The organism is Qipengyuania zhejiangensis, from assembly GCF_035607565.1.
In the GTDB taxonomy this organism is placed as follows: Bacteria; Pseudomonadota; Alphaproteobacteria; order Sphingomonadales; family Sphingomonadaceae; genus Qipengyuania; species Qipengyuania zhejiangensis.
In genome coordinates, this window is the sequence record NZ_JAYKGO010000003.1 from 487,014 (window position 1) to 511,517 (window position 24,504).

The following is a 24,504-nucleotide window of genomic DNA, read 5'->3' on the forward strand; positions in this document are numbered from 1 at the left end:
GCCCGGACGATGCGCTTGACCCCCGCGCACTTCGAGCTGCCGGAAGAACGATCCGCCCCGCCCTCGCTGCCCGCCAATCGGGTTCGCCGACGCAAGCCAGTAGCGTAATGCGCGCCGAGCGTGTAGGGGCGCGGCCAAATCTGGACATTTGCATGACTACCGCCACCACCCCGATCCCCGACCAGAAGAAAGTCGGCATGGTTTCCCTCGGCTGCCCCAAGGCGCTGGTCGATTCCGAACGCATCCTCACGCGCCTGCGCGCCGACGGCTACGCGATGAGCCCCGATTACGCCGGCGCCGACGTCGTGCTGGTGAACACCTGCGGCTTTCTCGATTCCGCCAAGGAAGAAAGCCTCGAGGCGATCGGCGAAGCGATTGCCGAGAACGGTCGCGTGATCGTGACGGGCTGCATGGGCGACGAAGCGGACGTGATCCGCGCCCGCTTTCCGCAAGTCCTCGCCGTTACCGGGGCGCATCAATACGAAGACGTGGTCGAAGCCGTTCACGAAGCAGCCCCGCCGAGCCAGGGGCCCTTCATCGACCTGATCCCGCAGCCCGACGTCAAGTTGACACCGCGCCACTACAGCTATCTGAAGATTTCCGAAGGCTGCAACCACTCCTGCGCGTTCTGCATCATCCCGCAATTGCGCGGCAAGCTGGCCAGCCGGCGCATCGATGCCGTGCTGCGCGAAGCGGAAAAGCTGGTCGCGGCGGGTACGCGCGAATTGCTGGTCATCAGTCAGGATACGTCGGCATACGGCGTCGACACGCGGCACGATGAACGCATGTGGAAGGGCCATCCCGTCCGCGCCCACATGACCGACCTCGCCCGCGAACTCGGCCAGCTCAGAACCCCGGAAGGCATCCCGCCGTGGGTCCGGCTGCATTACGTATACCCCTACCCCCACGTCGATGCGGTGATCCCGTTGATGGCACAGGGCCTTCTGACGCCCTATCTCGACATTCCCTTCCAGCACGCCAGCCCCAAGGTCCTGCGCGCGATGAAGCGTCCGGCCAACGAAGCGAAGGTGCTGGAACGACTGAAGGGCTGGCGGGAAATTTGCCCCGACATCGCCGTCCGCTCGAGTTTCGTGGTCGGCTTTCCCGGCGAAACCGACGACGACTTCAAGTACCTGCTCGACTGGCTTGAAGAAGCACAACTCGACCGCGTGGGCGCGTTCCGGTTCGAGCCGGTCGACGGCGCACAGGCCAACGCGCTGCCCGATCCGGTTCCCGAGGACGTGAAGGAAGAACGATACGCGCGGGTCATGGAAGTGACCGAGCGAATCAGCGCCGCCAAGCTTGCCGGCAAGGTCGGAAAGACCATTCCGGTCATTATCGACGAGGTCGGCGAGCCTGACGAAGATGGCGATATCGGCGCCACCGGACGCAGTCAGGCCGATGCACCGGAGATCGATGGCGCGGTGTATCTGCGCAATGTCGACGCGGGCCTGGCGCCCGGAGACATTGTCAATGTTACGATTGAGGACAGCGACGCGCACGATTTGTTCGGCGCCCCACGCTAAATCTTGCACATTGTTTCCAGAAGCGTCGATTAACCATCTTGCTTCGTCGTTTTTCGCGAACGCAAGGCCATGATTTACAACAAAATTCTGCGCGCATCTCCGACGAACCCACCAGTTCTGCCCCAAATCGTTAGGGTAATTTCCTAAAGCGGAATTAACCACCAGACCCCGCGCGAACCCGTGCCTCGCGGATGCCTCCGGCCCCCTCGTCAAAACTTTCTTAAACTTAAGGTGCCCATAAGGGCGCTTGATGGGTATCGAACGCGCCTTTTCTGTGCTTCGCAAGCTGCCACTGCGTTACCGCGGGGCTTCCGGCGGCCGTGTGCGCGAACGCCTGCGCCATGCGTTCTGGGCGGCGCTGATCGCGCTGGGCATGTCCACCGTGGTTCTACTGGAACCGGTCGATCAGTTCATGTGGTTGATCCAGTCCAAGATGGGCGGCCACAAGGCTTCGGGCGACATCGTGTTCGTTGGCGCAAACGACGTGATGAACGACCCCAACCTGCCCCATCGCCGGGTCGAACTTGCCAAGGCGCTGGACGAGTTGGAACGGCGCGGCGTCGGCAAGGTGTACCTCGACATCGTTTTCGATGAACCGGCAGGTTCGAAATACGACAATCGGCTGGCTGATGCGATCGCCGCGCTTGGCCCCCGCGTCGCCCTGGCCGACCAGATCCGGATCAACGACGACGATCAGCAGATCGTAAAGCGCACCTCGGCAGCAATCGGCCGCGACGCAAGCCGTGTGCTGGTGACCCGCCAGGAAGGCAATTACTTCGGGCTCGTCTGGACCGCGCGTTACGGCTACGAAATCGACGGAAAGATTGTGCCGACCCTTTCTGCCGTCCTGGGCGGCAAGCCCGACGGCGGCACCGGGTTTTTCCCCATCGACTACGGGTTTCCCGCCCCCACCATCCAGACGCTCGATTTCAAGGATATAGTCGAAGCCGAGCCAGTCGCGCGCAGGGTCGACCTGGCCGGCAAGACGATTGTTATCGGCCATGGCCGGCAGGCATCTTCTGCACGCCAGATCGTGCCCAATGGTGGCAACGCCCCGTCAAGCTATGTTCCAATCTACGCTGGCGAGACGCTTAAAAGCGGTCGAACCGGCTTCTTGTCCGGTATCGCCGTTACCCTGTTGGTATACGCGCTGCTTGGCAGCCTGCTCTTGCTGGCGCCGGTTCGCAAGCGGCGCTGGTTCGGGTATGCGGCAGTTGGCCTCGCAATCCCGTTTGCGCTTATCGCAACCGCACGTTTGGGGATCAGGATCGAAGCATCCTACGCAATCGCTTTCCTCATAGCCTACCTTCTGTTCCGGTCGCGGACGCGGTGGAAACGGCGTGTCTCGCTCGTCAATCAGGACACCGGACTGCCGACCCTGCGCGCGCTCGAGGCGCGTCTTGCGCGGGATCATGTCACGCACGGGCACGTGGTCATCGCGCGCATCCACAATTACGAACGGGTTCTCAAGACACTCCCCGCCGAAAGCCGGGGCGAATACATTCTGAAGCTGGTCGACCGGCTCCGTGCCGCAGACCCCCAGCTGGCCGTCTTTTGCGATGGGCATCATCTGGGCTGGCTTGCGCCGACCGACGAAACCGACGGGTTGGTCGAACATCTCGAAGGGCTTCGCGCCATATTTGCCGCCCCAGTTCAGGCGGCGGGTCATTCGATCGATGTGGGCATCACCTTCGGTGTGGCCGCCGTGGAGAACGACCCGGCGGGACGTATGCGTGCCGCCATTGCCGCCGCCGAAGAAACGAGCGAGGCGAGCGAACCGATCAAGGTCGCCGATACCGGATCGACGTCGGATTCGCTGTGGGACATCTCGCTTCGCGCGCGCATCGACCAGGCGATGGAAGCCGGCGAGATCTATTGCGTCTACCAGCCGAAGATCGATGCCGAAACCAACACCATGGCCGGGGTGGAGGCGCTGGTGCGCTGGCACGATCCGGCCAAGGGCTTCATCCAGCCGCTGCACTTTATCCAACAGTGCGAAAAGGCCGGGCGGATGGACCACCTGACCCGGTACGTCTTGCAGAGCGCCTGTTCAGCCGGAACGCTTCTGCATTTCCGCGGAACGGCGATCTCCATGGCGGTCAACATCTCCGCGACCCTTCTGGGTGACATGCGGATTGTCGGCATGGTCCGCAACATCCTCCAGGCGACCCGCTTCGATCCCAAATACCTCATTCTCGAAGTTACCGAGACAGCGCGTATCGCCGATCTGCAGACCGCAGCGTCCATTCTGTCCGAATTGCGTGCGCTGGGAGTGCGCATTTCGTTCGACGATTTTGGCGTTGGCGCGGCCAATTTCGAGGCCCTTTATGAATTGCCATTCGATGAACTCAAGATCGACCGCTTGTTCGTCTCGAACATCGCAAGTGACTCAAAGGCAAAGGCAATTGTAGCCAGCCTTGCCAGCATGGGCCGAGCGGCGCGAATCACTGTGGTGGCAGAAGGGGTCGAGGACCCGCAGGACATTAATATTCTTCGGGAAATTGGCTGCCAACAGCTCCAGGGATACGCTTTTTCGCGTCCCGTCCCATTGTCTAACATATTGGAAATGCAGAACTTCCCCGAAACAGGGCAGCGAGCAAACATGGTTTAAGCTTTACAAACGAAGATGGTTAATGAATAGCTACCACCTGTATCAACAGGAGGTACTATCATGCCACGCTGGAACATCTGGGAATGGCTCTTCAGCGGGAAGTAATTTTCCCGACTACAGAATTCATTCAGGGCCCCGCTTGCGGGGCCCTTTATTTTTGGGCGAGCAGGTGCCGATCAGGCCGTGATACTCCGCCAGCCCAGGCGCCCTTGCCGTCAAGGCTGCAGCGGCCCTGCGGCAATAAGTCTGAAACGTAGTTACCTATGGGGCGTATGTGCATCATGCCTATATCGATACAGTCCCGCTTCGCCTTCACACTGGATGTGCCGACAGACGTCCTCCTCCAGTTCGAAGCCGCCCCCATTCCCGAACAGAACATCCTGCGGTCGAACACCGATGTCTCGCGCTCAGAACATTTTGCCCGCGTCGCGGCGCAGGACGATATCGGTGAGCGGATCTGGATCAGGGCGGTCGGCGATTTCGAGGTGGAGTATTCGGCCACGGTTGAGATCGAGCGACAACTGGCCGACATATCCAGGCTCGAGGGCCTTTCGCCCCACGACATGCCCGGCGAAGCCGTGCAATATTTGTTCGACAGCCGCTATTGCCCAGCCGACCGGTTCCAACCCTTCGTCGAAGCCGAATTCGAAGGCACATCCGGCGGAGCAAGGGTGACCGCGATCCGCGAGTGGGTTGCGAGCCATTTCGAATACGTCCCGGGATCGTCGGGCCCTGAAACCGGGGCCGCCGACACCTTTATTTCGCGCCAGGGCATCTGCCGCGATTTCGCCCATGTCGTCGTATCGCTTGCCAGGGCCAGCACCATCCCTGCCCGCTATGTGGCCTGCTATTCTCCCGGCGTCACACCCCAGGACTTCCACGCTGTGGCGGAAGTCTTTCTCAACGATCCCGAAACCCCCGGCGGGGGCACCTGGCAACTGGTCGATGCGACCGGTATGGCCGAGCCTTGCGATACGGTGAAAATCGGTGTCGGGCGCGATGCCGCCGACGTCAGCTTTCTGACCAGCTTCGGGCCGAGCAATTTCCGGTCGAGCAGTGTACAGGTGACGAAAGAATAGGAATGCAGCCCTCTGGCACCTGCCGGGATGCGCTGTTAACCGCGTGACCGAGGATGAGAGAGGCGTAGAGCATGACCGCAAGGCACATTGCATGAGTTTCACCGCAGACCGGCTGCTGCTGTTCGGCGCCACGGGCGATCTTGCCCAACGCATGCTCCTGCCGTCGCTGTATGCCCTCGACGCCGATGGATTGCTGTCGGACGATCTGAAGATCGTCGGAACGGCCCGATCGGACCTTTCGACCGACGATTATCGCGTGTTCGCCCGCGAGGCGCTGGAAAAATATCTGCCGGAAGACCGCCGTGGCGGCGTGGCCGGATTTCTCGACCGCCTGTCCTACGTCCCAGTCGATGCGACGACGCTGGACGGGTATGAAAGCCTGGCGCGTGAGGTTGGCGAATACCCCAACGGGCTTGCCATCTTCCTGTCGACCGCTCCCAGCCTGTTCGAAGCCACGATTGCCGGGCTGGAACACGCTGGCCTGACGGGCAGCAATGTCCGGATCGGACTGGAAAAACCGCTGGGCACCAGCCTTTCGACCAGCTGCGAGATCAACGACGCGGTCGCCAAGGCGTTTACCGAAGACCGGATTTTCCGGATCGATCACTATCTCGGCAAGGAAACGGTCCAGAACCTGCTGGCCCTGCGCTTTGCCAACCTGTTGTTCGAACCGGTGTGGAACGCGACCTACATCGACCATGTCCAGATTACCGTTGCCGAAACCGTCGGCCTGGAATCGCGCGTTGCCTATTACGACGACAGCGGCGCGTTGCGGGACATGGTCCAGAACCACATGCTCCAGCTGCTCGCCCTGGTTGCGATGGAGCCGCCGACGAGTTTCGACGCCACGTCCGTGCGTGACGAAAAGGTGAAGGTGCTGCGGGCGCTGCGCCCGATCGCCAAGGATGAAACGGTAACGGGCCAGTACCGGGCTGGCGCCATCGATGGTCAGGCAGTTCCCGGCTATGACGAGGAATTGGGCAGGGAAAGCGACACCGAAACCTTTGTCGCGATAAAGGCCCATGTCGACAATTGGCGCTGGAAGGGTGTGCCGTTCTACATGCGGACCGGAAAACGTCTGCCCGAACGCGTGACCGAGATCGTGATCCAGTTCCGCTGCATCCCGCATTCGATTTTCGAAGGCCGCGGCGCCACGACCCAGCCGAACCGGCTCGTCATCGGCATCCAGCCAGAAGAAAACATCCAGATGACGATGATGGCCAAGGTCCCCGGCCTTGACCGCGAAGGTTTGCGCCTTCGCCCCGTTCCGCTCGATATCGCGATGCCCGATGCCTTCAGCGGCGCTGTGCGCCGCATCGCCTACGAGCGCCTGCTCCTCGATCTCGTCGAAGGCGATCAAACGCTGTTCGTTCGCCGTGACGAGGTGGAAGCGCAGTGGGACTGGATCGACGCGATCCGGCAGCTGTGGGAGGCAAATGACATCAAGCCGAAAACCTATGGTTCCGGCAGCTGGGGTCCCAGCGCGGCAATCGCGCTGGCCGAACGCGGCGGGGTAAGCTGGCATGACGAATAAGCCGTTGAACGACACGATCCATCGCGTGACGCAGCGCGTCATCGAAAATTCGCGCGGATCGCGCACGGCCTATCTTGAACTGATGGACCGCGAGGGCGAACGCCAGGTCGACCGGCATTCCTTGTCGTGTTCGAACCTCGCCCATGCGTTTGCCGGTGCCGAGGAGGATCAGGACGCGATTCGTGCGGCTCGTGGCCCCAACCTTGGCGTGGTCACCGCCTACAACGACATGCTGTCGGCCCATCAGCCCTATTACCGATATCCCGAACGCATGAAGATATGGGCGCGCGAAGTCGGCGCGACCGTGCAGGTAGCCGGGGGCACACCGGCGATGTGCGATGGCGTGACGCAGGGGCAGGACGGCATGGAACTGTCGCTGTTCAGCCGCGATGCCATCGCGCTTTCCACCGTCCTCGCGCTCAGCCATGCGATGTATGATGGCGTCGCCTTGCTGGGCATTTGCGACAAGATCGTACCGGGCCTGCTGATGGGCGCGCTGCGCTTTGGCCATCTGCCCGCCCTGTTCATCCCGTCAGGCCCCATGCCCAGCGGCATCTCGAACAAGGAAAAGCAGCGGGTTCGGCAGCTTTACGCCGAAGGCAAGGCAAACCGCGACCAATTGCTCGCAAGCGAGATGGGCAGCTATCATTCGCCGGGCACCTGCACTTTCTACGGCACCGCCAATTCGAACCAGATGATGCTGGAGATGATGGGCCTTCACGTGCCCGGCGCCGCCTTCGTGCAGCCGGGCGTGAAGCTGCGGCAGGAATTGAGCCGGGCGGCCACCCACCGCCTTGCCGCGATGGGCAAGGGCGGCGATTATCGCCCGCTTGGCCGGGTGGTCGATGAAAAGGCGATCGTCAACGCGGCCGTCGGCCTGCTGGCGACGGGCGGATCGACCAATCACGCGATCCACATCCCGGCCATGGCGCGGGCGGCAGGTATCGTGTTCGACTGGAACGATCTGGCCGAACTGTCCGGCGCGGTGCCGCTGGTTGCACGGGTGTATCCCAACGGCGCGGGCGACGTGAACCATTTCCACGACGCTGGCGGCATGGGGTTTGTCATCGGCACCTTGCTCGACGAAGGCCTGGCGCATGGCGACATCATGACGGTGTGGGACGGCGGCTTCCAGGCATACTCCCGCGAACCCGGCATGGATGGCGATGCGCTGACATGGCGCGATCCCGGGCCAAGCGGCGATGCCGAAATGCTGCGCCCGGCGTCCGCTCCGTTCCAGGCCGATGGCGGCATGCGACTGGTCCAGGGCAACCTTGGCCGCGCCTGCTTCAAATCCTCCGCCGTGGAACGCGAGCGGTGGACGATCGAGGCACCATGCCGCGTGTTCGAGGACCAGCATTCGGTCAACGAGGCTTTCTCGCGCGGTGAACTCGATCGCGATGTCGTGGTGGTCGTTCGCTTCCAGGGTCCGCGCGCAAACGGGATGCCGGAACTGCACAAGCTGACCCCTGCGCTCGGTGTGCTGCAGGACCGCGGTTACCGCGTGGCGCTGGTCACCGACGGCCGGATGTCCGGCGCGTCCGGCAAGGTGCCTGCGGCGATCCACTGCACGCCCGAAGCTTTGGGCGGCGGGCCGCTTTCGAAGCTGCGCGATGGGGATATGGTCCGCCTGTGCGCTCTGACCGGTGCACTTTCGACCGATGCCGATCTGGACGCGCGCGACGCCGCAAGCGAACCTGTGGGCGATACCGGGATGGGCCGCGAATTCTTTGCCATGTTCCGCGCCAACGCGGATGAGGCGGAACGCGGCGCTTCGTCGATGCTGGCAATGGCAGGGCTGTGACCATGGACCTCGTATCGGTCGACATCGGCGGAACCCACGCGCGCTTTGCCATCGCCACCGTGCATGGCGACGGTACGATAACCTTGGGCGAACCGGAAACGCTGCACACCGAAGATCACGCCAGCTTTCAGACCGCGTGGGAAGATTTCCGCGAGCGTATGGGCGGAACCCTGCCCCCGCGTGTCTCGATGGCGATCGCGGGGCCGGTTGGCGGCGATGTGATCCGCTTCACCAACAACCCCTGGATCATTCGCCCGTCGATGGTGAAGTCCAAGCTGGGCGTCGAAGCCTATTGCATCGTCAACGATTTCGAGGCTGTCGCCCACGCCGTGGCGCGCGCGCCGGATGACCAGTTCCTGCACCTTGCCGGACCCGACCAGCCCCTTGCCGAAGAAGGAACGATCAGCGTCCTTGGCCCAGGAACGGGCCTCGGTGTGGCCCACCTGTGGCGCAACGCGAGCGATTACCGCGTGCAGGCGACTGAGGGCGGGCATATCGATTTTGCCCCGCTCGACAGTATCGAGGACGCGATCCTCGCGCGACTCAGGAAACGCCACAACCGCGTGTCGATCGAACGCGTGGTTTCCGGACCGGCCATCGTCGACATTTACCAGACCCTCGCGGCGATGGAGAACCGCCGGACCCGCGACGAGGACGACGTTGCGATCTGGACCCGCGCAATGGAAGACAACGAAAGTCTGGCCGCAGCCGCGCTCGACCGGTTCTGCCTTTCACTAGGCAGCGTGGCGGGCGATATCGCCTTGGCACAGGGCGGATTTGCGGGTGTCGTGATTGCCGGCGGCCTCGGCTATCGGCTGCGCGATCACCTGCCGAAATCCGGTTTCGCAGAGCGGTTTCGGGCCAAGGGACGCTTCGCGGGCCTGATGGCGACGATTCCGGTCAAACTCATCACCCACCCGCAGCCGGGCCTGTTCGGCGCGGCGGCGGCCTTTGCACGCGAACACGGGGGCGCAAGCGCATGACCATAGCCGAAATCATGAAAACCGCTCCGGTGATCCCGGTTATCGTGGTCGACGAGGTCGAACACGCCGTCCCGCTCGCCCGTGCGCTGGTGGCAGGCGGCCTGCGGGTGCTGGAAGTAACCTTGCGCACCCCCGTCGCGCTCGACGCGATCCGCGCGATGAAGACCGTCGAAGGGGCAATCGTCGGCGCAGGAACGGTGACCAACGAAGGCGAACTTCTGGATGCGATCGAAGCGGGGAGCGAGTTCATCGTTTCGCCCGGCCTTACGCAGCCGCTCGGCACCGCCGCCATCCGCGAAGGCATCCCCTTCCTGCCGGGCATCGCCAACGCGGGCGATATCATGCGCGGTCTGGACATGGGGCTGACCCATTTCAAGTTCTTCCCGGCCATGGCAGCAGGCGGCCTTCCGGCGTTGAAGGCGCTCGCCGCGCCGTTCGGCCAATGCCGCTTTTGCCCGACCGGTGGAATCACCCTTGAAAATGCCCCCGAGTGGCTAGCGTTCGAGCCGGTGTTATGCGTCGGCGGCAGCTGGGTTTCCCCGCGCGGCCCGGTGGACGAAGCCGCCGTCGAGGCGACCGCGCGCGAAGCTGCCGCGCTCCGCAGGTAACAGCGCGCCGCTGTACCTGCGCGGGACGCAAACGCCCGGCTGCTGGAAAACCGCCGGCAATTGACCCATAAACGGGTGATGGACGCGATTCTCAAATGGATCGGCGGCACAACCGCCGTCGTCGGCATTGCGCTGGCGGGGCTGGCCATGTCCGGTGCCGCCGAAGCCGACAGCGCGCCCGCGCCCGCGCCCACAATGGCAGAAGCGCCCGCACCGGCTTTGGAGCCGCTGGGCGCAATCGCGGCCAAGGCCAGAGCCGATCATGACCGCCTTTACACCGTGCGCCGCATCCTGCCGATCGAAGGCCCGATCAAATATGGCGAGTGGTACTGGGACGACAAAGGTGTCCCGGACGGGCCGTTGCTGATCACGGTCGATCTGGAAGCGCGCGTAATTTCGGTGTTCCGGGGCGGATACGAAATCGGTGCCGCCGCCGTGATGCTGGGGACGGACGATCACCCGACCCCGCTGGGCCATTTCCCGATCCTGACCAAGGAACGGCACAATGTCTCCGAAAAGTATGGCAACGCGCCAATGCCTTGGACGCTGCGCCTGACGTGGGACGGGATCGCCATCCACGGCGGAAACGAGGTCGAGAACGGGTATGCCAGCCACGGCTGCGTGGGCATTCCCGATGAACTGGCCAAGCGTCTGTTCGCCGTTGCGAAGAAGGGCGACATGGTGGTGATTACCGATGGCAAACGCATCGATCTTGGCGACCCAATCGTCTGAGGCCGCTACCCCGTCCGGCGGGGTGTTTCCGGCCTGAAAATCCAGCGCCGTTCGCCGGACGCATCGTCCGGCACCGCCTCGATCCCGGCCACGTTGCTCTTGCCGCCCCCGATCAATCCATCGACGATACCGGCTGCACCCGACATATCGAGATCGCGCCCGAGCGCGGAGAATATCCGCACCACGAGCATGGGCCGGATAACCTGGTCCCCGCCCAGTCCGCTTGCCAGCGCGCGATACGAAAAACCATCGGCGTCGCGCTCGACGCATTCCAGCCACTCACGCGAAACCACCCAATCGAGCGCGTCCTTCGCATCCGCAAGCAGGCCCGCGCTCCTGGCAATGGCTGCCGGGTCCAGCCATTCTGCGGCGGCAATTTCCTGGCGAACACGCACCCTGTCATAACGGGTGTCTTCGTTGGACGGGTCACAGATCGGGGCAATTCCAGCTGATTCCACCAGCGCAGCCAGCTCCGCCCGGCGCCATCCGAGCAACGGACGCACAAGGCGAAGATGCCCATGACCAGGCACCCCGGTCAGCCGGCGCACCCCTGCAAGGCCGCCGATACCGCTGCCCCGATTGAGGCGCATCATCATCGTTTCGGCCTGATCGTCCAGCTGGTGTGCAGTGGCGATTGCCACAAGGCCGCGCCTTTCTGCCCACGCGGCCAGTGCATCGTATCGCGCAGCGCGCGCGCGGGCCTGGACGTTGCCCGGTTCGACCGCCACCGTCAGCGTTGCGTGCGGCACTTCCAGCGACCGGCAAATTTCGCCGACGAACGCCGCTTCGTCCGCGCTTTCGGTCCGCAGGCCATGATCGACGGTCGCGGCTTCCACCCCGCCGGGGAATGCCGCGTGCGCCAAAAGCAGCAAGGCCAGACTGTCGCCCCCGCCCGATACCGCCACGCCCAGCTTTGCCGCACCCTTTGACGGCGAAATACCAAGCGCTTCGAGGTCGGCCCCGAAGCGGGTTACGAGATCGGGATCGAGCGCCTTATCAATTGCACTTCACCTTGGCCCGGTTTGCCTCGTACTGGCCAAGCAACCGGCCGGTGGCGAGCGCGGGATAGGTTTCCGCGAACTCGGCCAGCGCGATGCAGGCGCGCTTGGTGTCCTTGTTCGCGATCATCGCTTCGGCGAGATACAGCAAGCTGTCGCCCGCGCGCGCACCGGTCTTGTTCGACTGGTAGTTCTTGAGGAACCAAGGCGCCGCTTCGCGCGGCTTGCCATCGTCGAGGTAGGCGCGGCCAAGAAGGTTTCGGCCATAGGTTGCGCGCCAGTGATCGGGGTATTTTTCGGCAAACAAGGTCAGCTGCTGCTGCGCCTCGGGGAAAAAGCCAGCGTCCCACAGGCGGAAGCCGTATGAGTATTCGTCATCCGCCGCATCGTCGGTCTGCGGCTTGGCGATCGCCTGAACGGCCGCAAGACGCTGCGCGCTGGGGCCGGTTGCAACAGGCGCCGGGGCGGTGCCGGCCATCCGCTCGACGTTGCTGGCAACCGCGTTGACGGGCCGCGAAAGGGTGGTGGTGGTGGCAGGGGTCTGCACGGTGGCCGCGCCGACCGATCCTGCACCCTGAAGCGTGTCGACGCGTTCGGAAAGCAATCGAAGCGCGTTGGAATTTTCCTCGACCTGTGCGGTCTGCCTCTGAAGTTGGGCTTCGAGCGCATCGAGCCGCGCAAGGATATCCGTTACCGCAGTCGTCGACGTGCTGTTCGACGTCGAGGCGACGCTGGGCTGAGCTGCGATTTCAGCTTCGAAATAGCGACCATCGGCGCCCGGAAAAACCTTGCGCTGAAGGGCGCGCACTTCGGCCTCGAGGCGGCGCAGGCGCGCTTCGTCGTTTCCGTCCTGCGCCAGCGTGGGGGTGGCAGTGGCGAGCAAGGCGAACAAGGCGCTTCCCAGCCCCATTGCGCGCAGGTTTCGTCCGAAGGTCATCGGCAAGGCTCCTCGTGGGGTATTCATCAGTTGGTAAAGGTGCCTTAGGCCCACGAATCTGTCGAGGGCATGAAGCGGGCTTTTCCCCTTCCGGCGGCGTTTCAGCCCTCGGTCGCGGGGGCAGGGGCAGCAGCCGGTGGGGCGGTCGGCGCGGCGTCGGGCGTGGAACGCCCGAGCAAGGCCTTGGCCGCTACGGGCACGTCGCTGACGATCGTGTCTTCTTCGGACAGCTTCGGCACCGGCTTGCCGCCGATGGTGATCGCGAAGGCATACGGACGGCCCGTGCGGATCAGCGGGTTTTCCGCATCCGCAGGGACGGTGAAGGTGTCCCCCACTTCCATCAGGCCTTCAAACAGCGTTTCGCCCTTGGCGTCATAGAAACGCACCCAGGTGCCAGCCATTTCGTTGGTAAAGACAACCGGTCCGGATGGCGCGGGTGCCTGCGTGGGCGCGGTGCGCGGTGCGTCGGTGCCTGTTGCGGCGACCTGTTCCGCATGATCGCGCAGCGGTGCCGGACCAAGCCCTGGGGCAAAATAGCTGCGATAGAACGCGTATATCCCGCCCACCAGCAGGACGGCTGCGAGCACGGCGAACCATGCAAGACCGCGCCCGGGAACGCGGGCCGGATCGCCCGGTTCGAACCGCGCAGGCGTTGCCCCGGACGATTTGTTGCCTTCGGCCAGCTCATCGCGCACCCGCTCGACTATTTCGCGTTCATCGAGCCCGACGGTGCGCGCGTAGGTGCGGCTGAAACCCACCGCGTATGTGCGCGATGGCAGTGCGGCAAAATCGCCGGCTTCGATCGAATGAAGATGACGCAAGGGGATTCGCGTTTCCGCAGCGACCTGGTCGAGATCGTATCCCGCCTTTTCGCGTGCTGCGCGCAACCGGTCGCCAACGCGGTGTGCGTGAGCCGGTTCGTGTTCGACTGTTACGTCTTCTTCCATGCTTATCCCGAAAGGCGCGCCGCGGGTTTTCCCGCCTTGAATTATTCTTGCCCTTCAAAGCGAGAGCGGCCCGACACTGTCAAGGGCTACCCATAACACACCAGCCGCTAAAGGACGAGCCGCGCTTCATGCGCGACGAAATCAATCCGTCTCGATATCGCGTTCGTCGGCCCACGCCTTCAACGCTGCGCGCATGTCTGGCGGCGGGGTGACCAGCCACTGGCTCATCTGCCTGGTTATTTCACCCAGATCGACCTTGCGGACCAGTTCCTTGATCGGTCCGACCGCAGCCGGGGTAATCGACAACCGGCGATAACCGATCCCCAGCAGGGCCAGCGCCTCCAGCCTGCGCCCACCCATTTCCCCGCACACGTTGAGCCGCACGGGATAGCCCACACAGGCCTGCGACACACGGTGCAGAAAGCGCAGGATCGCGAGGCTGAGCCAATCGTAGCGTTCGGCAAGTTTGGGATTGGCCCGATCGGCCGCGAACAGGAACTGCGTCAGATCGTTGGTGCCGACCGAAATGAACGAAAGTCGCGGGAGCAATTGTTCGAGAACCTCGGCCAGCGCCGGGACTTCGAGCATACACCCGTATTCGACCGTTTCGGGCACCAGCTTGCGCCGGTCGCGCAGAAATTCCAGCTGCCCTTCGAACATCGCCTTCGCCGCATCGAATTCCCACGGTTCGGACACCATCGGGAACATGACGCTGAGCGTACGGCCAGCCGCCGCTTCGAGCAGGGCACGCGCCTGTACTTTCAACAGGCCTTCGCGTTCGAGCGAGAGGCGCAGGGCACGCCAGCCCATCGCGGGGTTTTCATCCCTCTCCGCCACTTGCGAATTGAGATAGGGCACCGCCTTGTCGCCGCCGATGTCGACAGTGCGAAACACCACCGGCTTGTCGCCCGCAGCTTCCAGCACATCGCGGTAAAGCCGTGTCTGACGGTCGCGCTGCGGCAGGGTGGAGGACACGAGAAACTGAAATTCGGTCCGGAACAACCCGACGCCGTCCGCACCGGTCAGCTGGAGCATGCTCATATCGTCGCGCAGGCCCGCGTTCATCATCACAGCGATCCGCGTGCCGTCCCGCGTGAAGGGTTCGACATCGCGCAGTTCGGCATAGGTGGCCTGGCGTTCGCGGTTCTTGGCAAACCGATATTCGAACGCATCCATCAGCGCAGGCGAAGGGCGCAGCGTAACCCGCGACTTGTCCGCATCGATCAGGATCTCATCGCCTTCGCTGACGCGTGACAGGATACCCATTGCGCGGCCAAGCACGGGAATGCCCATGGCCCGCGCCACGATAACGACATGGGCGGTGAGCGATCCTTCTTCGAGCACCACGCCCTTGAGGCGGCGGCGATCGTATTCGAGCAATTCGGCAGGGCCGAGGTTTCGGGCGACGAGGATGGAATCGCGCCGCAACCCCTGCGACGCGGCGGTGCCCAGCTGTCCCGACACGATCCGCAACAGACGGTTCGACAGATCTTCCAGATCGTGCATCCGGTCGGCCAGCAGGGGATCGTCGATTTCGCGCATCCGCATCCGGGTGCGTTGCTGCACGCGTTCGATGGCGGCTTCGGCCGTAAGTCCGGAATCGATCGCTTCGTTGATCCGGCGCGACCATCCTTCGTCGTATGCGAACATCTTGTAGGTTTCGAGAACCTCGACATGTTCGCCGCCTTTGCCGAACTCCGGTTCGCGGGCCATCGCGTCGATCTGTTCGCGCATCTTGTCGAAAGCGCGGTAGACGCGCTGGCGTTCGGCTTCGGTGTCTTCGGCCACGACCTGATCGATCTCGACCCGGGGTTGGTGGAAAACTGCCCGCCCCGAAGCCAGGCCTTTCACCAGCGCCAGGCCGTCGATCACTTCGGTTTCGGTGTGGGCGCCGCCGAAATCGATCGCCTCCACGTCATCGACCAGTTCCTTGTGCGCAATCAGTTCGGACAGGATCATTGCCGTGGTCTGCAACGCTTCGACTTCGACTTCCTCGTAACGCCGGGGCTCGACATGCTGGACGCACAGGACCCCCACGGCGCGTTCGCGGTAGACGATGGGAACGCCGGCAAAGGAATGGAATTTTTCCTCGCCCGTTTCCGGCCGATAGAGGAAGTCGGGATGCGCCTTGGCCTCGGCCAGGTTCAGCGTCTCGATGTTCTTGGCGATGGTGCCGGTCAGACCTTCGCCCACCGCCATGCGGGTGACGTGGACGGCTTCGGGGTTGAGACCCTGCGTGGCGTAGAGTTCCAGCGCGCCTTCGCGCAGCAGGTAGATCGAGCAGACTTCGCTATCGAGGCTTTCCGCGATGGTTTCCACCACCCGGTCCAGCTTGTGCTGGGCATGCGTGCGACCAGCCATGATCTCGTGAAGGCGGGTGAGAATCTGGCGAGCGGAGGCAGCAGCTGTCATGGCGACCGCCTACACCAAAAATGCCGGTTGGCGAAAGCGGAACGAAACGCCCCGCCTTCGCACGGTCACCGTATCAGCAACTGGCCAGCTCTTCCTTGATGCGGAGCTTTTTCTTCTTGAGTTGCTGGATCATCGCAATATCGGGCGCCGGCCGGGTTTGCTCGTCGTGCAAGCGGGCTTCGAGACCGGCGTGCTTGGCTTTGAGCGCATCGACATGGGATGATTGCATCTGGCTGTCTCCTTACGGGTTTAAGCGACCCCTAGAAGCGACTCGTGCCAGTGCGGCACGGGCCGCTCGATGAGTATCAAACCACACTATTGCCAATTTACAAACACCCCGATTTGGGGCCATGCGACGAACCGGGTTTATGGAAGGACGGGCGTGAACGAACAGGAGCTGCGAAAACGGCTGGAGATGCTCCGTAGCGAGCACCGCGATCTTGATGCGGCCATCGCAGCGTTGACGGATGCGGGCGAGCGCAGTGGATTTGTCGATCAGTTGCAGATTGCGCGGCTGAAGAAACGCAAGCTTCACCTGAAGGACCGGATCGCGCTGATCGAAGATACCCTGCTGCCCGACATCATCGCCTGATATCTGTCGGCTTTGCGTTGCGGGCCGCTGCGTTCCAGTGCGGGACAGGCCGCGCAAATCCGCTGGAAACCCGGACGGGCCAGGTCTAGCCCCCAAGGCCATGAGCGCATCCGACATCAGTGAAGACATCATCGAAGACCTCTACGCAGAGGCACTTCTGCTGGCCGACGATGCGCGCGCCGCTTTCGACATGCGCGTGGATGGCAACATCGACAGCTGCGGCGACCGGTTGCGGATCGCGCTGTCGATCGAAGGCCTGCGCACGACGACGCGCGTGATGCACGTCCTCGCATGGCTGCTCAATCAGCGGGCCTATCTTTCGGGCGAACTGTCGCACGCGCAGCTGCGCCGCCATAATTCCCTTCCCGAAGAACGGTTGTCCGATCCGGCCAATCTCGGTCTTCTGGAACCCGAAACGCAGGCCCTCATCCGCGAAAGCGAGGAACTGCATGCCCGCGTGGCGCGGCTCGACCACGATCTGCGCGCGCAAGGAACACGCGACGGGACGCCGGTCCTGTCGATGCACGGCCGCATCGCCGCCGCCTTTGCCAGCCACGGCTGATCAGGCGACAGACAAAGCCCGCGCATACCGCGCCAGCCGCGCTTCGCGCACGCCGATGTCCATCGATGGCCGGAAACTGCGTCCGCTGCCGCGCATCGCGGCGGATGCATCCGCCAGCGAACCGTGCATTCCGCAACCCACCGCAGCCAGCATCGCCGCGCCCAACGCCGTCGTCTCGACGAAATCGGGCCGCTCCACCTCGAGGTTCAGGATGTCCGCCAGATCCTGCGCCATCCAGTCGTTCGCACTCATCCCGCCATCGATCCGCAAGCGCGACCACGGCGCCCCGTCGGCGGCAAAGGCACTTGCCAGATCATGCGTCTGGTGGGCCATCGCCTCCAGCGCCGCACGCGCGATCTGAGCCCTTCCGCTGGCGAAGCTCAGGCCGGATATGACCCCGCGTGCATCAGGCCGCCAGTGGGGTGCCCCCAGCCCGGCAAGCGCCGGCACGATCACAACCTCGCCGCTGTCGGCGATAGACCGGGCCAGCTCCTCGGTTTCGGCTGCCGTCCCGATCAACCCCAGCTGGTCGCGCAAATACTGCACAAGGCTGCCGGCCACGAAACAGGCGCCCTCGATCGCGTAGGTCCGCGTTCCAGCTTCCTGATACAGCACCGTGCCCAGCAGGCGGTTGTCCGACCGCGGGATTTGCTGGCCCTTGTTGGTCAGCACGAACGCGCCCGTGCCATAGGTTGCCTTGGTTTCTCCGAACGCAAGGCACCCCTGCCCGATCGTTGCCGATTGCTGGTCCCCTGCCAGACCGCAGATCGGGATCGCCGACCCCAGGCATTCGGCATGGCTGACGGCCAGGCCGCCGTGGGTGTCGACCACCTGCGGCAAGGCGGCGCGCGGCACCCCCAGCAATTCGCACAGATCCTCGTCGAACTGGGCGCCGTCGAGGGGCAACAGCAGCGTGCGGCTGGCGTTGCTGGCGTCCGAAATGTGCGCCCCGCCCGACAGCTTGAAAACCAGCCAGCTTTCCACCGTTCCAAACGCCAGCGTTCCCGCATCGCCGGCCGCACGCACGGCATCGTCATGGTCGAGCATCCAGCGCATTTTCGTGCCGGAAAAATACGGGTCGAGCAGCAATCCTGTCCGCCGCTGCACCTCGGCTTCGTGGCCATACGCCTTCATGCCGGCACAAAATTCGGCCGTGCGCCGGTCCTGCCACACGATTGCGCGGGCCAGCGGCTTGCCGCTCTGCCTGTCCCAGGCGACCACGGTTTCACGCTGGTTGGTGATACCGATGGCCGCAATGCGTCCCGGATCGCCCGCCACCACTTCGCGCGCGCACACCAGCGTCTTGTCCCAGATTTCCTGGGCATCGTGTTCGACCCATCCGGGCTGCGGATAATGCTGCGTCAATTCGGACTGCGACACGGCTTCCAACGCCCCGTCGGGCGCGAAAATCATCGCGCGCGTCGAGGTGGTTCCGGCGTCGAGTACGAGAATGCGATCGGCCATTGTCTCTCCTGCGGCACGTGGCGGGACGTGACATGCGCCACTGCGTGCCCCATATGCAACCCCATGGCAGGCCCACCTCCCAAGCCCTGGCCCACCGGCCAGGCAGAACAGCTCGAACCGCTGGTGCGGCGCGTGCTCGCGCCCAACCCGTCACCGTACACCTACACCGGCACGCAGACGTACATCGTCGGTCTGGGCGATGGCTGCGCGGTCATCGATCCCGGCCCGGACGAGGAAGAGCATCTCCTCGCTCTCGATGCGGCTATCGGGGACGAACACGTGTGCGCCATCATGTGCACCCATACCCACCGCGACCATTCGCCGGCGGCAAAGACGCTGGCCGCGCGCACCGGGGCGCCGATCGTGGGCTGTGCGCCCCTGGTTCTGGACGACAGCGGACCGCGCGCCGACGCGTCCTTCGACCGCACCTACGAGCCCGACCGCGTGATGCACGACGGCGAGGCGATGACTGGCCCCGGCTGGACGCTGCGGGCGGTTGCCACGCCGGGCCATGTTTCCAACCACCTGTGTTTTGCGCTCGAGGAATCGGGGGCGTTGTTTACCGGCGATCACGTGATGGGCTGGTCGACCAGCGTGGTGATCCCGCCGGATGGCGACATGGGCGATTACATGCTCAGCCTGGAAAAGCTGTATGCGCGGGAGGACCGCGTGTTTTATCCCGCGCATGGCGAAGCGGTGGAAAAACCCCGCCAGCTTGTCCGCGGGATGATCGGCCACCGTCGCCAGCGCGAAAACCAGATCCTGCGCCTGCTTGGCGAAGAACCGCTCGGGGCGGCCGATTTCGTGCCCCTGATGTACAAGGGGCTCGATCCCAAGCTGCACAAGGCGGCGGAAATGTCGGTGACCGCCCATTTGCTCGACCTGGAACGACGCGGCCTTGTCGCCCGTTCGGGGGATGTATGGAAAACGATCTGAAAGACCACGACACCGCCCTGCAACCCGCCGTTACGCGCGACCAGTCGCTGGCGCGGGTGCAAGCGGTGCCCTGGCTGATCGTTATCGTCCTGATCGCTGCGGTCGCATGGCTCGGCTGGCGGGCGTTTTTCTATCAGGAAGAAGGCGACCCGGTCGGCAGCGCGATGCTGGCGTTCGAAAAACAGAACTCGCTCACGGTCTTTTCGTCGCGCTTCGAAGTCGTTGCCGAAAGCGAGGACAAGCGCGGTGTAATGGGTGTCGATCTGCTCACCAGCCGACAGGCGGCGATCATCCCGGCGTCCGTCGAATACCGGCTCGACCTGTCGTCGATGGACCGCGATCGTTTCGCGTGGGACGAACAAAGCGAGACGCTTGAGGTAATCCTGCCGCCCATACGCATTTCGCGCCCCAACCTCGACGAAGCGCAGCAGAAGGTCTTCACCGAGGGAAGCTGGGTCACGCGCGATGCCAGTGCGGACCTTGCGCGCAACAATTCGCAGCAGGCCGAACGCAAGGCCGCCGCCTTTGCCAGGAATCCCGAAGTCCTCTCCCTTGCACGGCAAGCCGCCAGGGAAGCCGTGCGGCAAAACCTGGCGATCCCGTTGCAGATCGCCGGTTATGGCGACGTTACCGTGAACGTGCGCTTTGACGGGGAAGCGCCGCGCTGACCCTTCAGGCCGGTTGACCATCGCGTCCCGGCGCGCAAGAATTGCAGCCGAAAGCAGATAGAGTGGTCGCCTGGTATATCTGGGGGAGGACGAACACGATGGCTGGCGAGCGGGAACACGGCGGGCAGACCGCCGGACGCGAACACACGTTTTTCAAGGTCAGCGCCTGGGTACTGGGCGTTCTCAAGGTGGGCGGGTTCGCGCTGAACCTTGCCGCAGGCCGATCGAGCCTGGACGTGCCGATAATCTACCACCTGCACGCGCTGTTCTTTTTCGGATTCGTCGCGCTTTACGTCACGCAGGCAAGCCTCGCGGCAGGCGGCAATCTGGCGCTTCACAGACGCCTGGGTCAGATCGCGGCGCTCTGGGTTCCGGCGATGCTGGTGATGGGCGTGTGGCTCACCTTCGCCACGCTCCAGATATTGGGTGGCCCGCCGTTCTTCGGTCAATCGGAATTTCTGGTCGTGAACCTGTTCCATCTCGCCGCATTCGGCGGGCTGGCTTTCGCCGCGCTTGCGCTTCGGAACCGCCCCGACTGGCACAAGCGGCTGATGTTCGGAGCTTTCGCCACGGTTGCCGCGCCGGGCATCGCGCGGCTGTTGCCACTGCCTTTCATGATCCCGTGGGTGTTCGAGATCCTGTTTGCCGTCATGGCGCTGTTCCCGATCGCGGGGATGGTGATGGACGCGCGCGTCAACGGCGGGGTTCACAAGGCATGGTGGTGGGCGCTGCTGGTTCCGATTGCAGCCATGGCGATGGGCGAGCGCCTGGGCGATACGCAGTTTGCGCGCGCCTGGGTAGCGGGCCACGTTGCCGGGACGCCGGGGGGCGAACGGTCGCCCGAACCGTTTTTGCCGCCGGGCATGTGATTTCCGGAACCCCCTCGCACGGCCGCCCTTTCCGTATATAAGCGCCACACACGCATCAGACGGGATATAGAATGACTGCCGAAACCAAGCTGCCCACCGGCCAGGACCTGCTCGCCGAGATCGACCGCCTGCGTAAGGAAAAGAACGCGATCATCCTCGCGCACTATTACCAGACGGCAGACATCCAGGATCTTGCCGATTTCGTCGGGGATTCGCTGGAATTGAGCCGCAAGGCGGCGGACACCGATGCCGATGTGATCGTGTTCTGCGGGGTCAAGTTCATGGCCGATACGGCCAAGATCCTCAGCCCGGAAAAGATCGTCGTTCTGCCCGACATGGACGCAGGTTGCAGCCTGGAAGACAGCTGCCCGCCGGACAAGTTCAGGGCGTTCCGCGAAGCGCACCCCGACCACATCGCGCTGACCTACATCAACTGTTCGACCGAGGTGAAGGCCCTGTCCGACATCATCGTCACCAGTTCCAGCGCCGAAACCATCATCAGCCAGATACCCGAAGACCAGAAAATCATCTTCGGGCCGGACCGCCATCTGGGCGGATACATGTCGCGCAAGTTCAACCGCGACATGCTGCTGTGGCCCGGCGTCTGCATCGTGCACGAAGCCTTCAGCGAAACCGAACTGCTCAAGCTGAAGGAACAGTATCCCGGCGCCCCGGTAGCCGCCCATCCCGAATGCCCGCCCACCATCGTCGATCACGCGGATTATGTCGGCTCGACCAGCGGCATTCTGCAATTCGCCAAGACCTTCGAAGGCGACACGCTGATCGTGGCGACCGAACCGCACATCATGCACCAGATGGAAAAGGCGATCCCCGAGAAAACGTTCATCGGCGCGCCCGGTGCGGACGGCAATTGCAGCTGCAACATCTGCCCGTACATGGCGCTGAACACGATGGAAAAGCTCTACAAGTGCCTGCGAGACCTCGAACCGCGTATCGAGATCGAGGAAGGGCTGCGCCTCAAGGCGAAGCAAAGCCTCGACCGGATGCTGGAAATGGCCAGCGGCACCATCGGCAAGGGCGATCTCGGCAAGGTCTGATCCCCTCAAGGACGAAGTCACGGAGAATACCCACATGGTCGCACGCCTGGCGCTGGTCGCCGCCCTCGCCGTTCCGGCAGCCCCCTTGCTCGCGCAGGATACCGATGCCGATGATCCCTACATCTGGCTGGAAGAGATCAAGGGCGAACGCGCGCTCGAGCAGGTCGACCGCTGGAATGCAGAAACCGAAGCGCTGCTGACGGCCGCACCCGAATATCCGATTGCCAGGGCTTGGGCGAAGCAGATCCTGGATGACGACCGCCAGATAGCGATGCCCACCGCCATTTATGGCGACAAGGTCACCAATCTGTGGCGCGATGCGGACAATCCGCGCGGCCAGTGGCGGATCGCCAACCTTGCCGACTATCAGGCCGGCACGCCTGCGTGGCGGGTGCTGATCGATGTCGACAAGCTGGGCGTGACCGAAGGCCAGAGCTGGGTGTGGCACGGGGCCGATTGCCTTGCGCCCGAATACCGCCGTTGCCTCGTCTCGCTCAGCCCGGGCGGGACCGACGCCGACGTCGTGCGTGAATTCGACATCGCAACGGGCACCTTCGTCGAAGGGGGCTTCACCCTCCCCGAAGCGAAATCCAGCGTTGCCTGGTACGATGAAGACACACTGTTCGTCGGCACCGACGAAGGCGAAGCCACGATGACCGATTCCGGTTATCCGCGGCTGGTGAAGCTGTGGGAGCGTGGCAGGGCTTTCTCCACCGCCAGACTGGTGACCGAAGGGCTGAAAGGCGATGTCAGCGTTAACGGATTTTCGGTGCTGGACGGGGACACCCGCTGGCGCTTCATCCGTCGCAGTTCCAGTTTCTGGACCAGCGAACACGTTCTGGTCACCGAGGATCGCGGCAGCGTGCTGCTCCCGCTGCCGAACGACGCCGAATTCGAAACCGTGCTGGCCGGGCATGTAATTGCCAAGCTCAATTCCCCGCTGGAAAGGTCGCGCGGAACGGTCCCTTCGGGGGCGCTGGTTGCGTGGCCACTGGCCCCGATCGCCGAAGGTCAGGTTTCCGAACCGATCGTCATCTTCCGGCCAAGCGAAACGCAGGCTGTCGAGGAAGTGACGGCTTCGCAGAACCGGCTGTGGGTCAAGGTGCTGGACGATGTGTCGGGCAAGCTGATCGAGGTTTCGCCCGGTTATCCCGGATGGTTCAGCCGCGAAATGGACTTGCCGCCGAACAGCACCCTTTCGCTCGTTACCGCCACCGGCACGGGCGATACCGTCTTCGTCACCGTAGAAGGAATGCTGACCCCGCCAACGCTGTATTCCGTGCCTTCGGAAGGCGAAGCGCGCGCAATCGCCAGCGAACCGGCGCAATTCGACGCGTCGAAATTCACCGTTGAACAGCGTTTTGCGACTTCGAAAGACGGCACGAAGGTTCCGTATTATCTCGCCCGGCCCAAGGGCGCGGAAGGCCCCCTGCCAACACTGATTCACGCCTATGGCGGTTTTCGCGCCGCGCAGACGCCCAAATATCTCACGGCGGAACCGTATCGCAGCGGCCCGCTCGGCCTGTTCTGGCTGGAAAGCGGCCATGCCTATGTATTGGCCAACATCAGGGGCGGCGGGGAATACGGTCCCCGATGGCACGAGGACGCGCTGCGCGAAAAGCGTCAGAACAGCTTCGACGATTTCCACGCCGTGGGCGATGATCTTGTCGCCGAAGGCCTTGCCACGCCGGGCAAGATCGCGGCATCGGGCCGTTCGAACGGCGGCGTTCTGGTGGGCGCGGTGGCTAACCAGCGGCCCGATCTTTACGGCGCGATCATCTCCGGTAGCCCGCTGATCGACATGCGCCGGTACAATAAGCTGCTTGCCGGTGCATCGTGGATGGCGGAATACGGCAATCCGGATGTGGCGGAAGACTGGGCCTTCATGCGCGACTGGTCGCCGTATCAGAACCTGCGCGACGTGGCCGGCCATCCGGCAAGCTTCTACTATCTTTCCACGCTGGACGACCGTGTGCACCCGGGCCATGCGCGCAAGATGGCGGCCAAGCACGAAGCGTTTGGCCAGACATTCTATTATCACGAATACCGCGAAGGCGGGCATTCGGTTGGCGCCGACCATGAAGAGGATGCCAAGCGCGCCGCGTTGCTGCTGGCGTTCCTCAACCGCGAAATCGGCGGCGAGGACTGAAGCAACCGTTCCCGCCTCCGGGCGTTTTGTGTGTG

General features: G+C 63.6%; 21 protein-coding genes. 15 read left to right on the forward strand and 6 right to left on the reverse strand.

What is annotated here, in order from left to right; translation table 11 throughout:
- The first annotated feature begins 152 nt into the window (after positions 1-152).
- From rimO to VR863_RS10125, 8 genes are all read left to right on the forward strand, one after another.
- Positions 153-1,526, forward strand: a complete 1,374-nt coding sequence (gene rimO / locus VR863_RS10090) for a 30S ribosomal protein S12 methylthiotransferase RimO (RefSeq protein ID WP_324828337.1) — start codon at positions 153-155, stop codon at positions 1,524-1,526.
- 250 nt (positions 1,527-1,776) lie between these two features.
- Positions 1,777-4,137 carry an EAL domain-containing protein gene (locus VR863_RS10095; protein ID WP_324828338.1) on the forward strand — a complete coding sequence of 787 codons (2,361 nt, stop codon included), beginning with the start codon at positions 1,777-1,779 and terminating at the stop codon, positions 4,135-4,137.
- A gap of 281 nt (positions 4,138-4,418) precedes the next feature.
- Entirely contained in the window at positions 4,419-5,216 is a 798-nt protein-coding gene (locus VR863_RS10100; RefSeq protein WP_324828339.1) for a transglutaminase-like domain-containing protein, read from the forward strand.
- 91 nt (positions 5,217-5,307) lie between these two features.
- A complete protein-coding gene (gene zwf, locus VR863_RS10105) occupies positions 5,308-6,750 on the forward strand; it encodes a glucose-6-phosphate dehydrogenase (RefSeq protein WP_324828340.1) in 1,443 nt (480 codons plus the stop codon).
- Positions 6,740-8,554: a phosphogluconate dehydratase gene (gene edd, locus VR863_RS10110; RefSeq protein ID WP_324828341.1), complete on the forward strand. Its 1,815-nt coding sequence runs from the start codon at positions 6,740-6,742 to the stop codon at positions 8,552-8,554. Before zwf ends, edd begins: the two co-directional genes overlap by 11 nt.
- Positions 8,555-8,556: 2 nt before the next feature.
- Positions 8,557-9,537: a glucokinase gene (glk, locus tag VR863_RS10115; RefSeq protein ID WP_324828342.1), complete on the forward strand. Its 981-nt coding sequence runs from the start codon at positions 8,557-8,559 to the stop codon at positions 9,535-9,537.
- Positions 9,534-10,145, forward strand: a complete 612-nt coding sequence (gene eda, locus VR863_RS10120; protein WP_324828343.1) for a bifunctional 4-hydroxy-2-oxoglutarate aldolase/2-dehydro-3-deoxy-phosphogluconate aldolase — start codon at positions 9,534-9,536, stop codon at positions 10,143-10,145. Before glk ends, eda begins: the two co-directional genes overlap by 4 nt.
- A 78-nt stretch (positions 10,146-10,223) precedes the next feature.
- The gene (locus VR863_RS10125; protein ID WP_324828344.1) at positions 10,224-10,877 is read left to right on the forward strand and encodes a L,D-transpeptidase family protein; all 654 of its coding nucleotides are present in this window, start codon (positions 10,224-10,226) and stop codon (positions 10,875-10,877) included.
- A 5-nt stretch (positions 10,878-10,882) separates the two neighbouring features.
- On the opposite strand, the gene tilS is transcribed toward VR863_RS10125, so the two are convergent.
- The 5 genes from tilS to VR863_RS10150 all read right to left on the reverse strand — a co-directional run bounded on the left by tilS (position 10,883) and on the right by VR863_RS10150 (position 16,400).
- Positions 10,883-11,878, reverse strand: coding sequence for a tRNA lysidine(34) synthetase TilS (tilS, locus tag VR863_RS10130; protein ID WP_491848187.1), 996 nt, complete (start codon positions 11,876-11,878; stop codon positions 10,883-10,885).
- A complete protein-coding gene (locus tag VR863_RS10135) occupies positions 11,874-12,812 on the reverse strand; it encodes a tetratricopeptide repeat protein (RefSeq protein ID WP_324828346.1) in 939 nt (312 codons plus the stop codon). Before VR863_RS10135 ends, tilS begins: the two co-directional genes overlap by 5 nt.
- A 101-nt stretch (positions 12,813-12,913) precedes the next feature.
- Complete coding sequence (locus tag VR863_RS10140; RefSeq protein ID WP_324828347.1) at positions 12,914-13,759, reverse strand: helix-turn-helix domain-containing protein; 846 nt, start codon at positions 13,757-13,759, stop codon at positions 12,914-12,916.
- 141 nt (positions 13,760-13,900) lie between these two features.
- Entirely contained in the window at positions 13,901-16,171 is a 2,271-nt protein-coding gene (gene ptsP, locus VR863_RS10145) for a phosphoenolpyruvate--protein phosphotransferase (protein WP_324828348.1), read from the reverse strand.
- A 73-nt stretch (positions 16,172-16,244) separates the two neighbouring features.
- Positions 16,245-16,400, reverse strand: a complete 156-nt coding sequence (locus VR863_RS10150; protein WP_324828349.1) for a YdcH family protein — start codon at positions 16,398-16,400, stop codon at positions 16,245-16,247.
- A 153-nt stretch (positions 16,401-16,553) separates the two neighbouring features.
- On the opposite strand from VR863_RS10150, the gene VR863_RS10155 reads away from it, so the two are divergent.
- On the forward strand, positions 16,554-16,763 hold the full coding sequence (locus tag VR863_RS10155; RefSeq protein WP_324828350.1) for a YdcH family protein: 210 nt from the start codon (positions 16,554-16,556) through the stop codon (positions 16,761-16,763).
- 100 nt (positions 16,764-16,863) lie between these two features.
- Positions 16,864-17,325, forward strand: coding sequence for a DUF1465 family protein (locus tag VR863_RS10160; protein ID WP_324828351.1), 462 nt, complete (start codon positions 16,864-16,866; stop codon positions 17,323-17,325).
- On the opposite strand, the gene VR863_RS10165 is transcribed toward VR863_RS10160, so the two are convergent.
- Positions 17,326-18,789: a glycerol kinase gene (locus tag VR863_RS10165; RefSeq protein ID WP_324828352.1), complete on the reverse strand. Its 1,464-nt coding sequence runs from the start codon at positions 18,787-18,789 to the stop codon at positions 17,326-17,328. It abuts the gene before it with no gap.
- A 63-nt stretch (positions 18,790-18,852) separates the two neighbouring features.
- Between VR863_RS10165 and VR863_RS10170 the strand changes: the two genes are divergently transcribed.
- The 5 genes from VR863_RS10170 to VR863_RS10190 all read left to right on the forward strand — a co-directional run bounded on the left by VR863_RS10170 (position 18,853) and on the right by VR863_RS10190 (position 24,469).
- Positions 18,853-19,725 (forward strand): MBL fold metallo-hydrolase, encoded by an 873-nt coding sequence (locus VR863_RS10170; RefSeq protein WP_324828353.1) that lies wholly within the window; start codon positions 18,853-18,855, stop codon positions 19,723-19,725.
- Positions 19,710-20,393, forward strand: coding sequence for a DUF4230 domain-containing protein (locus VR863_RS10175; RefSeq protein ID WP_324828354.1), 684 nt, complete (start codon positions 19,710-19,712; stop codon positions 20,391-20,393). Before VR863_RS10170 ends, VR863_RS10175 begins: the two co-directional genes overlap by 16 nt.
- 98 nt (positions 20,394-20,491) lie before the next feature.
- Positions 20,492-21,262 carry a hypothetical protein gene (locus tag VR863_RS10180; protein ID WP_324828355.1) on the forward strand — a complete coding sequence of 257 codons (771 nt, stop codon included), beginning with the start codon at positions 20,492-20,494 and terminating at the stop codon, positions 21,260-21,262.
- A gap of 71 nt (positions 21,263-21,333) precedes the next feature.
- Positions 21,334-22,320 carry a quinolinate synthase NadA gene (gene nadA, locus VR863_RS10185; RefSeq protein ID WP_324828356.1) on the forward strand — a complete coding sequence of 329 codons (987 nt, stop codon included), beginning with the start codon at positions 21,334-21,336 and terminating at the stop codon, positions 22,318-22,320.
- Positions 22,321-22,354: 34 nt separating this feature from the next.
- Complete coding sequence (locus VR863_RS10190; protein WP_324828357.1) at positions 22,355-24,469, forward strand: prolyl oligopeptidase family serine peptidase; 2,115 nt, start codon at positions 22,355-22,357, stop codon at positions 24,467-24,469.
- Positions 24,470-24,504 lie beyond the last annotated feature (35 nt).

Excerpts from the sequence above, each read along its gene's own strand:
- glk (WP_324828342.1), top strand. The coding sequence starts at position 8,557 with ATGGACCTCGTATCGGTCGACATCGGCGGAACCCACGCGCGCTTTGCC.
- VR863_RS10170 (WP_324828353.1), top strand. The coding sequence starts at position 18,853 with ATGGCAGGCCCACCTCCCAAGCCCTGGCCCACCGGCCAGGCAGAACAG.
- VR863_RS10140 (WP_324828347.1), bottom strand. The coding sequence starts at position 13,759 with ATGGAAGAAGACGTAACAGTCGAACACGAACCGGCTCACGCACACCGC.
- VR863_RS10125 (WP_324828344.1), top strand. The coding sequence starts at position 10,224 with ATGGACGCGATTCTCAAATGGATCGGCGGCACAACCGCCGTCGTCGGC.
- nadA (WP_324828356.1), top strand. The coding sequence starts at position 21,334 with ATGACTGCCGAAACCAAGCTGCCCACCGGCCAGGACCTGCTCGCCGAG.
- VR863_RS10190 (WP_324828357.1), top strand. The coding sequence starts at position 22,355 with ATGGTCGCACGCCTGGCGCTGGTCGCCGCCCTCGCCGTTCCGGCAGCC.
- VR863_RS10160 (WP_324828351.1), top strand. The coding sequence starts at position 16,864 with ATGAGCGCATCCGACATCAGTGAAGACATCATCGAAGACCTCTACGCA.
- VR863_RS10100 (WP_324828339.1), top strand. The coding sequence starts at position 4,419 with ATGCCTATATCGATACAGTCCCGCTTCGCCTTCACACTGGATGTGCCG.
- ptsP (WP_324828348.1), bottom strand. The coding sequence starts at position 16,171 with ATGACAGCTGCTGCCTCCGCTCGCCAGATTCTCACCCGCCTTCACGAG.
- VR863_RS10135 (WP_324828346.1), bottom strand. The coding sequence starts at position 12,812 with ATGACCTTCGGACGAAACCTGCGCGCAATGGGGCTGGGAAGCGCCTTG.
- edd (WP_324828341.1), top strand. The coding sequence starts at position 6,740 with ATGACGAATAAGCCGTTGAACGACACGATCCATCGCGTGACGCAGCGC.
- eda (WP_324828343.1), top strand. The coding sequence starts at position 9,534 with ATGACCATAGCCGAAATCATGAAAACCGCTCCGGTGATCCCGGTTATC.
- rimO (WP_324828337.1), top strand. The coding sequence starts at position 153 with ATGACTACCGCCACCACCCCGATCCCCGACCAGAAGAAAGTCGGCATG.
- VR863_RS10180 (WP_324828355.1), top strand. The coding sequence starts at position 20,492 with ATGGCTGGCGAGCGGGAACACGGCGGGCAGACCGCCGGACGCGAACAC.
- VR863_RS10165 (WP_324828352.1), bottom strand. The coding sequence starts at position 18,789 with ATGGCCGATCGCATTCTCGTACTCGACGCCGGAACCACCTCGACGCGC.
- zwf (WP_324828340.1), top strand. The coding sequence starts at position 5,308 with ATGAGTTTCACCGCAGACCGGCTGCTGCTGTTCGGCGCCACGGGCGAT.
- VR863_RS10150 (WP_324828349.1), bottom strand. The coding sequence starts at position 16,400 with ATGCAATCATCCCATGTCGATGCGCTCAAAGCCAAGCACGCCGGTCTC.
- VR863_RS10175 (WP_324828354.1), top strand. The coding sequence starts at position 19,710 with ATGGAAAACGATCTGAAAGACCACGACACCGCCCTGCAACCCGCCGTT.
- VR863_RS10095 (WP_324828338.1), top strand. The coding sequence starts at position 1,777 with ATGGGTATCGAACGCGCCTTTTCTGTGCTTCGCAAGCTGCCACTGCGT.